The sequence below is a fragment of the Viridibacillus sp. FSL H8-0110 genome (genome assembly GCF_038003565.1).
Taxonomy (GTDB): Bacteria; Bacillota; Bacilli; order Bacillales_A; family Planococcaceae; genus Viridibacillus; species Viridibacillus arenosi.
Genome location: NZ_JBBOPJ010000001.1, coordinates 2,125,720 through 2,139,253 on the forward strand (window position 1 = coordinate 2,125,720; position 13,534 = coordinate 2,139,253).

10 protein-coding genes and 1 other annotated feature are annotated in these 13,534 nt (G+C 36.3%); of the genes, 8 read left to right on the plus strand and 2 right to left on the minus strand.

The window, feature by feature from the left end:
* Positions 1–380 precede the first annotated feature (380 nt).
* On the plus strand, positions 381–1,550 hold the full coding sequence (locus tag MHH98_RS10655) for an exonuclease SbcCD subunit D (RefSeq protein WP_076065001.1): 1,170 nt from the start codon (positions 381–383) through the stop codon (positions 1,548–1,550).
* On the plus strand, positions 1,547–4,624 hold the full coding sequence (locus tag MHH98_RS10660) for an SMC family ATPase (RefSeq protein WP_340712789.1): 3,078 nt from the start codon (positions 1,547–1,549) through the stop codon (positions 4,622–4,624). The genes MHH98_RS10655 and MHH98_RS10660 overlap by 4 nt, the downstream gene beginning before the upstream one ends.
* Positions 4,625–4,766: 142 nt before the next feature.
* Here MHH98_RS10660 and namA read toward each other — a convergent pair whose 3' ends face one another.
* Complete coding sequence (gene namA / locus MHH98_RS10665; protein ID WP_340712791.1) at positions 4,767–5,786, minus strand: NADPH dehydrogenase NamA; 1,020 nt, start codon at positions 5,784–5,786, stop codon at positions 4,767–4,769.
* A gap of 292 nt (positions 5,787–6,078) precedes the next feature.
* On the opposite strand from namA, the gene MHH98_RS10670 reads away from it, so the two are divergent.
* Together MHH98_RS10670 and MHH98_RS10675 are read left to right on the plus strand one after the other, a co-directional pair.
* Positions 6,079–6,564: a GNAT family N-acetyltransferase gene (locus MHH98_RS10670; RefSeq protein WP_076065003.1), complete on the plus strand. Its 486-nt coding sequence runs from the start codon at positions 6,079–6,081 to the stop codon at positions 6,562–6,564.
* Positions 6,565–6,673: 109 nt separating this feature from the next.
* Positions 6,674–7,069, plus strand: coding sequence for a hypothetical protein (locus MHH98_RS10675; protein ID WP_340712792.1), 396 nt, complete (start codon positions 6,674–6,676; stop codon positions 7,067–7,069).
* 422 nt (positions 7,070–7,491) lie between these two features.
* On the opposite strand, the gene proC is transcribed toward MHH98_RS10675, so the two are convergent.
* On the minus strand, positions 7,492–8,301 hold the full coding sequence (gene proC, locus MHH98_RS10680) for a pyrroline-5-carboxylate reductase (RefSeq protein ID WP_038182070.1): 810 nt from the start codon (positions 8,299–8,301) through the stop codon (positions 7,492–7,494).
* A gap of 50 nt (positions 8,302–8,351) precedes the next feature.
* Positions 8,352–8,567, minus strand: a binding site (T-box leader).
* A 119-nt stretch (positions 8,568–8,686) separates the two neighbouring features.
* Here proC and MHH98_RS10685 point away from each other — a divergent pair.
* The 4 genes from MHH98_RS10685 (at position 8,687) to argH (ending at position 13,285) form a co-directional block, all read left to right on the plus strand.
* Positions 8,687–9,631, plus strand: a complete 945-nt coding sequence (locus tag MHH98_RS10685; RefSeq protein ID WP_340712793.1) for an MBL fold metallo-hydrolase — start codon at positions 8,687–8,689, stop codon at positions 9,629–9,631.
* Positions 9,618–10,370 (plus strand): SDR family NAD(P)-dependent oxidoreductase, encoded by a 753-nt coding sequence (locus MHH98_RS10690; RefSeq protein WP_340712795.1) that lies wholly within the window; start codon positions 9,618–9,620, stop codon positions 10,368–10,370. Before MHH98_RS10685 ends, MHH98_RS10690 begins: the two co-directional genes overlap by 14 nt.
* A gap of 336 nt (positions 10,371–10,706) precedes the next feature.
* On the plus strand, positions 10,707–11,915 hold the full coding sequence (locus MHH98_RS10695; RefSeq protein WP_340712797.1) for an argininosuccinate synthase: 1,209 nt from the start codon (positions 10,707–10,709) through the stop codon (positions 11,913–11,915).
* Positions 11,912–13,285, plus strand: coding sequence for an argininosuccinate lyase (gene argH, locus MHH98_RS10700; RefSeq protein WP_340712799.1), 1,374 nt, complete (start codon positions 11,912–11,914; stop codon positions 13,283–13,285). Before MHH98_RS10695 ends, argH begins: the two co-directional genes overlap by 4 nt.
* Positions 13,286–13,534: the final 249 nt, after the last annotated feature.

The following is a 13,534-nucleotide window of genomic DNA, read 5'->3' on the forward strand; positions in this document are numbered from 1 at the left end:
TGGTGTATGTAACTTAGAATTCTGTTCATAAGCATAGTCAAATGAAAAAAATTATCCTCAGAAAACGGCTCCCCAATAAAAATAAAACTATAAGGTATATTTGATTTTATACTTGCTGGTCAATTGTAAGTTATTTAACATCAATCAAGTTTTTCCCTCCTTAAAAGCTTTGAAATTCAGAATCATCCAAATGTATATAATCTCTCAGAAAATCTACTAATTGAAAGTTATTTAATTCGTTAAAAAAACAGGAACATTCGTTCTTTTAAGCGTGTTTGTGATAAAATGAATTTACAGTAATTTCTGTGTGCTATTTTTCAATCACAACCACATCAATTGAATGTTAAAATAGATAATATGATATAAAAGGAGGAATTTTCATGAAAATATTTCATACAGCTGATTGGCATTTAGGGAAGCTTGTACAAGGGGTATATATGACTGAGGATCAAGCTTATATTTTACAACAATTTTTGGCTGATATTGACCAAGAGAAGCCAGATGTCATCATTGTTGCCGGTGATTTATACGACAGAGCTGTACCTCCGACAGAAGCTGTTCGATTATTAGATGATATTTTCGCAGAGATTGTGTTAAAAAGACATATTCCACTCATTAGCATTGCAGGAAATCATGACAGTCCAGGTCGTTTACATTTTGGTAGTCAGTTAATGAAGGAAAGCGGTTTACATATAGTAGGGAATCTTGATGACAAGCTATCACCAGTCGTTCTAACTGATGAGTTTGGAGAGGTACATTTTCACCTAATACCGTATGCCGATCCTTCGCAAGTTCGATACGTGTTTGATGATGATTCCATTAAAACACATCAATCTGCGATGAAACGTATAACGGATGAATTGAAAAAGAAAATGGATCCAGAGAAGAGACATGTTTTTGTTGGACATGCTTTTGTAACTTCACATGGTCAAGAAGAGGAGAATACAAGTGAATCTGAGCGACCGTTAGCTATCGGTGGTACAGAATGTATAGATGCAGCGCTCTTTGAACCATTTCATTACACAGCTCTTGGGCATTTACACCAAGCGCATTTCGTATTAAATGAAACAATTCGTTATGCAGGCTCACCTTTAAAATATTCGATTTCTGAAGAGAATCATAAAAAGGGCTATTTAATCGTAGATGTAGCAGAAGATGGACAAGTAACAATCGAGAAGAAATTATTGCAACCTCGCAGAGATATGCGAACTGTTGAGGATACGATTGATAACTTACTTAAATCAGAAGTAAGTGAAGATTATATTTACGTTAAATTACTTGATGATACGCCAATTATCTCACCAATGGAGAAAATTCGTACAGTCTTTCCGAATGCTATGCATGTGGAACGGAAAATGATTCATCAAAATATAAACGGCACAGAGCAACTAACGATATCTCGTCAAAAGATGGATGATTTGACGCTCTTTGAAGCGTTTTACAAGGAAATAGTAGGAGCAGAAGTTGAAGATGCAACAAAACAACTATTCCAAGAAGTGTTACAAGAAGGATTAGCGAAAGAACGAGAAGTAGGGAGTGATGTGAAATGAAGCCAATTCAACTGAAAATGACCGCTTTTGGTCCTTATAAAAAGACAGAAATAATCGATTTTCGTGAATTAGGCGACCATCGCTTATTTGTTATTTCTGGTGCTACGGGAGCTGGGAAAACAACTATTTTCGATGGTATTAGTTTTGCATTGTATGGTAGTGCTAGTGGTGAAGATCGCGCAGATATTAAAGAAATTCGCAGTGACTTTGCTGACGATGATACCCACACATCTGCTGAACTCATTTTTGAAATCCATAATCGTCAATATCGTGTACTTCGACAATTAGCGCATCGTAAAAATGGCAATAAAACTGCAACTGGTGAATCATTTGAACTTGTTGAAATCTTACCTACAGGAGAAAAACCAGTCGTTGAATCACAAAAAGTTGGAGAAATTAATAAAAAAATTGAAGACATTATCGGTTTATCAAAGGATCAATTTAAACAAATCGTCATGTTGCCTCAAGGGGAGTTTCGTAAATTACTAACTTCTGAAACAGAAAATAAAGAAGCGATTTTACGTAAAATCTTCAAGACTGAATCTTATCGACATATTGCGGATCAACTTAAAATGAAAAAGGAAGAAGCTGACAAGCAACTACAGCAGGCTATAGCAGTCCGTAACTTACACACAAGTAAAATTGCAAGTACGCTTCCCAAAAGAGAGTCTGCTCTTTTCGAGATACTAGAAATAAACCAGTTCAATATGTATCAACTAGTAGATGCATTAAAAGTTGAAGTCGACTTTTATGATCAGCAAATTACAGAAGATGAAGCAAATTATAAAGCGGTAGGCAAACAATTTGAAGACAAGCAACGCCAACAATTTGAAGCCATTACATTAAATCGAAAAATTGAGGCATTCAAAGAGAAAGAACAAAAACTTCTCGATTTAAAACAAAAAGAGCCACTTTTCATAGAAAAAGAACGTGAACTAGCTGCTGCTGAAAAGGCTAGTCATATTATACCGATAGAGCAATATTACCGTGCTGCGAAGCAAAAGGTTTTACAAAAGGAAGGTACATTTGAAGAAGCCGAAAAATCAGAACAAAAAATAAAACTTCAATTAGAAGAAGTAACTGCTCAATTTGTAGTTCAACAACAAAAAGAAACTGAGCGTAATGACAGTTTAAAAAGGGTCATGCATTTACAATCTTTAGAGCCTATATTTAAAGATTTAGAAAAGCAAAATCAGATAAAAAACCAATTACAGCAAGAGGTTCAACAATTGCAAGCAGTATTTACTGCACAAGTTCAACAACATGAAGAGCGAATGCTCGCACTTCAAGCAATAGAAGAACAATCAGCAACTTTAGAGGAGACGATACAACCTCTAGATGACAAAGTTGATCAATTGGCTCAATTAAAGGACCGAGCAGCAGCTTTTCACCAATGGTCTACACAACAAAAAAAAGTACAGGATTTAAAAGAGCAAGTCATTACAAAAGAAAAAGTATATATAGAAGCTCAACAAAAGGCAAAGGCTGAACATGATAGATGGGTTGCCAGCCAAGCGAGTATTCTTGCATCACAGTTAGTAGACGGTGCGCCGTGTCCTGTATGTGGAAGCACGGAACATGTAGCTAAGCATGAAGAAACAGTGGAAGTTGTTGATGAGCAACAATTAGAAAAAATTCGCAAATATGCATCAAATTTAGAGCAACAATACTTTGTGACTAATGGACAACTGCAGGCTGAAATGCAAGCATTTAATGCACTAGAGCAAAATCTTCAAGAACTTAGCGTAACAGTGGAAGAAGGACCAACATTAACTAATCAATATCAAGAGTTATTCGCTAATGTTCAGCAATTGAAGAAAGAAAAAGAGCTTTGGAACCAACTAAAGGAGAAAACGAAGTCTCAAAAACAAGCTGTAGACGAATTCCAGCTACAACTTCAACAACTGGAAAAGACTTATCAAACTCAACTGCAGGCACTGAATAATGCAACGGCAATTTATGATGAAAAACGTAAATCTATTCCGCAAGATATAACATCTCTACACCATTTATATCAATTAACAAATGAAGCTACACAGCAAAGAAGTCAATTAGTGGAAAGTTGGACACTTGCTCAAAAGCGTATGCAACTAGCAAATGAACAAAGTACAACAGCACAAGCTAATTTACAACATGCAATAAAAGATTTAGCGGAATCACGTAAATTACTTGAACAAGCGCAAGAAGACTTTAAACAAGCTGTTGAGAATGCTGGTTTTGAAAAAGGAAAAGATTACTTAGCAGCGAGAAGAGACGAGCTACAGTGTCAAAAACTAAAAGAAGAATGTCAGCAATATAAAAACACAATACATGCATTATCGACACAAATTGATGAAGAAAAAGAACAAGTTGCAGGCAAAGAATTAATGGATCTTACTATATTGTCTGAGGCAGTAAATCAGTTGAAACAAGCGTATGAAATAGCCTTCGAACAATGGAATAACTCGAAAAAATATCGTCAGAATGCACACCAACTGATTATTGATTTATCGGAAATAAGCAAAAACATAACTGATCTTGAAGCATCTTGTGGCCGAATTATTGGTCTTTATGATTTACTACGAGGTCAAAATCATATGAAAATCTCATTTGAGCGTTATGTTCAAATCGAGTATTTAGAGCAGATTATTCATGCTGCAAATGAGCGTCTTAAACCGCTATCGAACGGTCAATTCAATTTGATTCGTAGTGATCGTCAAGAAGCAAGAGGTAAACAAAGCGGATTAGGTTTAGATGTCTATGACGCATATACGGGTCAAACTCGTGATGTCAAAACGTTATCCGGCGGAGAAAAGTTCAATGCTTCACTATGTTTAGCACTTGGTATGTCAGACGTGATTCAAAGTTTCCAAGGAAATATTAGAATCGATACGATGTTTATAGACGAAGGTTTTGGTACTTTAGATGAGGAATCATTGACAAAAGCAATCGATACACTCATTGATTTACAGAAATCCGGTCGTATGATTGGCGTTATCTCCCATGTTGCTGAACTAAAAGCAGCAATGCCTGCTATTTTAGAAGTCTCAAAATCACGAGAAGGTCATAGTCATACTACATTTCATGTTAAGTAAGAAATGATTTATTTAGAGTTAAGGAATAGATAAAAAATGTAAAAGCTTTATTAAAAAACCTACATGATGATTGGGATATTTACACTCAATCATCATGTAGGTTTATTTATTTATTTATTTATGCTGGTTTTCAAATAGGAGCTTATTTCCAACCTCGTTTATATGAATCGTTTATAGCTTCAATATCTACGCCCAATTCTTTGGCAGCTTGGTAAGCCCAATATGGATTTCGCAGTAATTCTCTTGCCATGAAGATTAGATCTGCTCTGTTATTTTGCAGAATTTCCTCAGCTTGTACTGGGGAAGTGATCAGACCGACTGCTCCTGTTGGAATCGGTGTTTCATGCTTGATGGTCTCAGCAAATGGTACTTGATAACCTGGGAATATTGGAATTCTTGCATGCACGACCGCGCCAGAACTAACATCCACTAAATCGACACCTTGCTCTTTCATCCATTTTGTCATCGTAATATAATCGACAGGTTCCATTCCACCCTCTGCATAATCCTTCGCAGAAATGCGGACAAATAGGGGACCGTCAAATACTTCTTTTACAGCAGTAATTATTTCACGTAAAAAACGGTAGCGGTTTTCTACTGAGCCTCCGTATTCATCTGTACGTTTATTTGACAGTGGGGATAAAAATTCATTGATTAAATATCCATGGGCACCATGCAGTTCAATTACATCAAAGCCAGCTTCTTTAGATCGGATAGCGGCTTTTTTGAATGCGTCTACTGTATTTTTTATATCATCGGTTGTCATTTCAATTGGTGTTTTGTAGTTATCACTAAAGGCAACAGCAGAAGGTGCATAAATATCGCTTTCAAGCGCAGCTTTACGTCCTGCATGTGCTAATTGGATACCTGTTTTGGAACCTGCACCATGCATTAATCGATTCAGTTCAGTAAGACCAGCAGTATGCTCGTCACGCCAAATGCCAAGGTCTTGAGGTGAGATACGACCTTCTGGTTGAACAGCAGTTGCTTCTACAATGATTAATCCGACTTGACCAACTGCTCTTGTTGCATAGTGAATTTTATGGAAGTCTTGTACAAGGCCGTCTTTATTATGACATTCATACATACACATAGGAGACATTACAATGCGATTTTTTAGCGTTAAATCACCTATTTTATAATTTTCAAATAATTTTGCCATGAATGAAATCACTCCAATTCTCTTGTTGCCTATATTATAGCAAAATAGTAGGGATTGGTTTATTAAAAAGACTTAGGTACATCTGAATGTTTCATATGTATTATTAATTTCTAAGTAAGAGGGTGCAAATGATAAAATTCCACTTCAAAGAACTAAAAGACAACTTTTTTATTGAAAATTCTTTATTTTCAAACTTTGGACTTTATAATAAATAAAAGAAAGTTTATGTTGCTTATATAAATGGAATGAATTAATTAGATGAAATTTATGTGACTTTGGAGGGGATATAAATATGTTGAAAATACGCAATGTGAAATTAGAGGATTTACCTGAACTTGTGACGATTGAAAATCTATGTTTTACAAAAGAAGAAGCAGCAACACAAGATGCATTTGAAAAGAGAATCCAATTAATATCCGATAGCTTTTATGTAGCGGAAGTGAATGGTACTGTTGTAGGTTTGATCAATGGACCTGTTATTGAACAACCTGAAATAACCGATGACTTATTCAGTGCAATAAAGCAAAACCCAACAACTGGTGGATATCAAAGCATATTAGGATTAGCAGTTTCTCCAGAATATCAAAAACAAGGAATTGCTTCAGCACTCCTCGTGCATCTTGAAAGAGCAGCAGCAGTATGCAAGCGTAAAACGGTTACGTTAACGTGTAAAGAAGTATTAATTGGCTATTATGAAAAGCAAGGCTATAACAAAGATGGGGTTTCTAACTCAGTGCATGGTGGTGAAGTTTGGTATAACATGAGTAAAAGACTTTAAACTTACTTCCGATACTTGTTTACATAAAACACCCTTATAGTGTATTATTACACTATAAGGGTGTTTTATGTTTTTTGATAGTTTAAAAGCAATATCTAGGAGGATTTTAATGATGAAAAAAGTAGCAGTTTATAGTTTAATCATCTGTTTATTTAGCTTTCCATATGCTTATTTTTCAATATCTCAAGACTTTAATGATAGTTCAATGACAGGCTATTTGTTGATGATCATTGCAACAACGATTATTGCATTCTTTGGTAGCTTGACTAATAATACAATAGCCGTATTTATAGGGAATATTGGATCGGTCATTATTTCTTTTTATTTTAATAGTAAGATGATAAATATTGACTCGTGGGATGGATATTTTAAGCCCATTGGCTCAATTCGTTTCTTAGTAGTTGTTAGTGTAGTGAATTTAATCCCTCAATTGGTGGCAATTAACTTTGCTAAAAGTCTGAACAAAAAGCGGTTCGAAACAACAGGTAATCACTCTAATAAATAATTCGTAGAGCAAATTGGAATGGAACTACATTCCTAATGTGGGCAAGAATTATCTATACTATTATCATGTTGAACACAAAAAACAGTATTAAGACTAAACGCTGAAAAAATTTAGCACATTGTCTTAGGATAGTATAGATTTCTTTTAAAGGGATGTAATTATGAGATGGTAGTAAGTAGTTGCTTATAATTATATTTTGTTCAATAAAATGATCTTTACACAATGTGCAAAATCAACATAACTAATGTAATGAGGTATAAATCTTGGTGTATTGATTTTCTATTCACATGAAGAGACTCATTTTAAAATAAAATCGCCTTAAAGACATTCCAAACATAATATATACATAATTGGATTAGTGATAAAAAAACCCTGAAAGGCATGATAAATCGATGCTTTTCAGGGTTTCTTCTTTTGAGCCTTTATTCACTTTGTGCTAATTCGCGTGATTTCGCTTCTGCGTCATGAATGCATGCCATAATCGCGTCTTTGAAGTGGTTTTCTTCTAATGCTTTAATGCCGGCTTCAGTAGTGCCTCCTGGACTTGTTACTTTTCTACGTAGTTCTGTTGGTTCTTCTGTAGATTGTTTCAACATTTCAGCTGCACCTGCAATTGTTTGAACGGCAAGTGAACGTACAACTTCACGTGATAAGCCGTACTTAACGCCAGCTTGTTCGAATGCTTCGACTAGATAGTATAAATATGCTGGACCACTGCCTGAGACAGCTGTTACTGCATGTAGTTTATCTTCCTCCACTTCGATTACTGTGCCTATTGCTTCTAACATTGTCATAAAATCTTGTTTTAAACTTGCGTCGATTTGTTCATTAAATGATACGCCGCTTGCTGACATGCCGATTGTAGCTGATGTGTTTGGCATAACGCGAGCAATTGGTCGTTTTCCTAAACTATTTTCAATCGTTGCAATGGAAATACCTGCAACAACGGATAAGACAGCTGTATGTTCTTGAAGGAGTGGAGCTAAAGCTTCCATTCCTTTTATAACGTCTTTCGGTTTCATAGCTAAAATAATGCAATCTGCAACTTTTACAACATCGAGACTGTCAGAAACAATTTGTACGCCATATGCGTCAGCGATACGATTCAGTTTTTGACGATCGGACTTATTCATAATATGAATGCTTTTGGGTGATACGACACCTTCTTTTACCCAACCTTGAATCATCGCTTCAGCCATTGAACCTGCACCAGCAAATACAATTGTTTGCATAATTGTCGCCTCCTGTTTTTTTCAATAAAAAAAGCCTTCCCATCCTTATATAAAAGGACGAAAACGCATGTTTCCGCGGTACCACCTTGTTTTGCTAAATGACTTTAGCACAACTCTCGATCCTTATTATCGCTAAGGGACGGCTATGTTTTCATAGCAGCTCAGAAGTAGGTTCTAAAAATTGAGCGGGTCATGTGACTTTCAGCCGGTGGTCACACTCTCTTTACACCATCAATATTTGTACTATTCTTCATCTACGCTTTTTTGTATGTGATTGCAAGTATAGTGTCTTAACAATTTTTTGTCAACATTATTAGGTGACGATTTCTAGCTAATCTTGTACAATGAAGTGAATAGCTATTCATTTTTGTAGGGGGTTTTTGAAATGTTTCATAAGATTATTACACCAACGCCATTTGCAGTAGGGACTGTAAATTCCTATTTATTAAAAGGGGACGCATTATCAATTTTTGATGTGGGTACGAAAACGCCCGAAGCGTATGAGGCATTAGAATTGGGTTTAAAAGAAGCGGGCTATCGCTTTGAAGATATAGAACAAGTTATTTTAACGCATCATCATCCAGATCATATGGGGTTAGTCGATGCATTTCCAAACGCAAAAGTGTTAGGACATGTATACAACGATGCTTGGTTACGCAGAGACCCAGTTTTCCTCGCCTCACATTTCGATTTTTATATGGACCGTTTAAAAGAAGAAGGTGTGCCAGAAGAGTATTTTAATTGGGTAAAGAAGATGACAAGGTCAACTGATTTTGTAGGGACTCGCCCATTAACCGCGATTTTACATGACGGAGACGAAGTGCCAGGGCATCCAGGACTTATAGCAATGGAGACATTAGGTCATGCGCAAAGTCATTTAGCTTTTTGGCATAATGAGAAGAAAGCGATGATAGGCGGCGATTTACTCATTGGACATGTATCGTCAAATCCATTAATTGAGCCACCACTTAATCCTAAGGCAAACCGTGCGAAATCGCTATTACAGCAAAATGCTTCATTGAAAAAGCTATTAACTTTACCGATTGATGTCCTTTATAGCGGTCATGGGGAAGAGATTCGAAATGTACATGAACTAGTAAAGGAAAGACTTGAAAAACAGCATAAGCGTGCGATGAAAGTATACGGAATGTTAGAAGGTAGCCCCAAAAATACGTTTGAACTGAATGTTGAACTGTTTCCATATGCTTATGAGAAAGAATTAGGTTTAACTTTGTCTGAAACAATTGGTCAGTTAGACTATTTAATCGATGAAGGGCTAGTTAAAGAGAAGATGAATGATAAGGGCGTCTATCTTTATGAGCAAGCATAAAACCATTCTCGTAACAGGAGCGACAAGTGGTGTTGGTAAGTGTATAGTAAACATTCTTGCGACTGAAGGGCATACAATCATTGCAACAGGGCGTTCGAAGGAAGCTTGGCAGTCTTTTACTGCTCCAAATATCCAAATGATTCAAGCTGATTTATCTACTATAGAGGGTAATCATGCTTTACTTGAAAAATTGCCCGTAATTGATATTGCCATTTTCTCTGCTGGAGTTGGAACATTTGCTTATGCAACAGACTTATCGGATGCTGAAATAGAACAAATGCTTCATGTGAATATTCAAGCACCTATCATTCTAACAAAGGCGTTATCACACCAAATGATAGAACGTAAAAATGGTCAATTTATTTTCATTGGCTCACAAGCAGGAAAGGTAGCAACACCGAAGGCTTCAGTCTATGCAGCGACAAAACATGCTATCATAGGCTTTACAAATGCACTTCGAATGGAGCTTGCCCCATTTAATGTGCAGGTGACAACGATTCACCCAGGTCCAATTGACACACCGTTTTTGGATCATGCTGATCAAACTGCTACATATCGTGATGCAATGAAAAATGTGTTATTAACACCAGAGCAAGTAGCTGAAGCGACGGTCAAAACAATTGGCCGTAATGTTAGAGAAGTGAATTTGCCGTCATATATGGCGATTTCAAGTAAACTATATGCCGTAGCACCATCCCTTGTTGAAAAATTAGGGAAGCGATTTTTTAATAAGAAGTAAAAGTCTTATGAATATACATCGATGTATAAATTGTATATCGTGACATTAGTTTTCAGATAATGGTTTATGCAGAAAAAACTGCATGGATTGTATAATTAGATTTAATCATTAAAAGGGCTATTCTAGTAGGGTATTCTACTTAGGAAAGCCCTTTTTATTATATATACAAAGGTTTAATAAGTGTTCAAACAGGTTTTGTGGGGACTTTTTAGAAACTTTAAATATTTTTTAATAATGCAAGAAAATACACTTGTGTTCATTTTTATTCCGTGATATGATAATTGCATAAATATTAAATATAAACGTATAAACATACACGACACGGAGGAATGTCACATGGCTAAAAAAGTAGTTCTTGCATATTCAGGCGGTTTAGATACATCAGTTGCGATTCAATGGTTAATCGATCAAGGTTACGAAGTAGTAGCTTGTTGCTTAGACGTAGGTGAAGGTAAAGATTTAGATTTCGTGAAAAAGAAAGCATTAGAAGTTGGTGCGATTGAATCTTACATGATCGACGCTAAAGACGAGTTCGCTGAAGAGTACGCATTAATCTCTCTTCAAGCTCACACATGGTACGAACAAAAATATCCTTTAGTATCAGCACTATCTCGTCCACTTATTTCTAAGAAATTAGTAGAAATTGCTGAACAAACAGGCGCAGTTGCAGTAGCACATGGCTGTACTGGTAAAGGAAATGACCAAGTTCGTTTCGAAGTTTCTATTAAAGCATTAAACCCAGATTTAGAAGTTCTTGCACCAGTTCGTGAATGGGCTTGGAGCCGTGAAGAGGAAATTGAATACGCAAAATCAAAGAATATTCCACTTCCTATCTCTTTAGATTCACCATTCTCAATCGACCAAAACTTATGGGGCCGTGCTAACGAATGTGGTATCTTAGAAGATCCTTGGGCTACACCACCAGAAGAAGCGTACGAGTTAACAGTATCTCTTGAAAATGCTCCAGATACTGCTGATATTATCGAAATCGAATTCGAACAAGGTGTTCCAGTAGCAATTGACGGTGTTTCTTATAAACTAGCTGACTTAATCTTAAAATTAAACGAAGTAGCTGGTAAACATGGCGTTGGCCGTATCGACCACGTTGAAAACCGTTTAGTTGGTATTAAATCACGTGAAGTTTACGAAATTCCAGGTGCACACACTTTACTATTAGCTCATAAAGAATTAGAAGATATTACACTAGTAAAAGAAATCGCTCATTACAAACCAGTAATTGAGAAAAAATTAACTGAACTTATCTATGAAGGTTTATGGTTCTCTCCATTAAGAACTGCTTTAGAAGCATTCTTAAAAGAAACACAAAAATTTGTTAATGGTACAGTTCGTGTGAAACTATTCAAAGGCCATGCAATTGTTGAAGGACGTAAATCTCCTAACTCTCTATATGACGAAAAATTAGCAACATATACAAAAGATGATGAATTCGATCATGCTTCTGCAGTAGGTTTCATCGAACTATGGGGTCTTCCAACAAAAGTGAACTCTATGGTAAACAAAGGAGAAAAGAAGGTGCAAGCATGAGTGGTAAACTATGGGGCGGACGATTCCAAAATTCTGCAGAACAATGGGTAGATGAATTCGGAGCATCCATCGGGTTTGACCAACAGCTTGTAACTGAAGATCTAGAAGGCAGTATTGCTCACGTTACGATGCTTGGTGCTTGTGGCATTTTATCACAAGATGAAGTCAACACGATAAAAGATGGTCTCCATCAACTACAACAAAAAGCTACTGAGGGCTCTCTTGAGTTCTCAATTGCTAATGAAGATATTCACTTAAATCTTGAGAAAATGCTAATCGATTTAGTTGGTCCAGTTGGCGGTAAATTACATACTGGCCGAAGTCGAAATGACCAAGTCGCAACAGATATGCACTTGTTCCTTAAAAAACGTTTGCAAGAGGTTATTTCTTTAATAGAAGCTTTCCAAAAAGCAATTGTTACGCAAGCGGAAGATAACATTGATACACTTGCACCTGGTTACACGCATTTACAGCGTGCGCAGCCAATCTCATTTGCACATCATTTGATGACGTATTTCTGGATGCTAGAACGTGATAAACAACGTTTTCAAGATTCATTGAAACGTACTGATATTTCGCCTCTTGGAGCAGGTGCTCTTGCTGGTACGACTTTCCCGATTGATCGTGAAATGAGTGCTGAGCTACTTGGTTTCTCTGCAGTTTATCAAAACAGTATGGACGCTGTAAGTGATCGTGATTTCATCGTTGAGTTCTTAAGTAACGGTTCACTTTTAATGGCGCACTTATCACGCTTTGCTGAAGAGATCATTCTGTGGTCAAGTGAGGAGTTCAAATTCATCGAGTTAGATGATGCGTTCTCTACAGGTTCAAGTATAATGCCACAAAAGAAAAATCCTGATATGGCGGAATTAATCCGTGGTAAAGCAGGTCGTGTATACGGTAATCTAATGGGCTTACTAACTGTCTTGAAAGGAATTCCATTAGCTTATAACAAAGACATGCAAGAAGATAAAGAAGGTATGTTCGATACATTGCATACAATTGTCGGCTCGCTTAAAATCTTCGAAGGAATGGTTCGTACAATGACCGTTGCAAAAGAAACATTGCATAAAGCAGTGCATCAAGATTTCTCTAATGCAACAGAACTTGCGGATTATTTAGCAACAAAAGGTATGCCTTTCCGTGAAGCACATGAGGTTACGGGGAAACTTGTATTCATTTGTATCCAACGTGGCATTTACTTGTTAGACCTATCAATTGAAGACTTGCAAGAAGCAAGTTCATTAATTGAATCAGATGTGTACGATGTATTAGCACCAGAAGCAGCAGTGCAACGTCGTCACTCTTTAGGTGGTACTGGTTTTGAGCAAGTGAAAATTCAGATTGCAAAAGCTAAAGAATGCATATAAAAAATAGATTGGAAGAACGTTCGCAGAGGGGAACTGATTCCATAAGTTATGGGCATACATATATGTTCCAGCAAAACCAACTTCCAGAGGGAAGTTGGTTTTTTGTATTTGCTAGTGAAAATCTTGCAATTTACTACTTTAGTATAACAATTAACTCAACTATTACGAACTAACTTCTAGTTTATAGATTTCTATTTTTTATGGAACTATTGATTAGTTATTACTACTTTCAAGTACCTAATAAGGTTG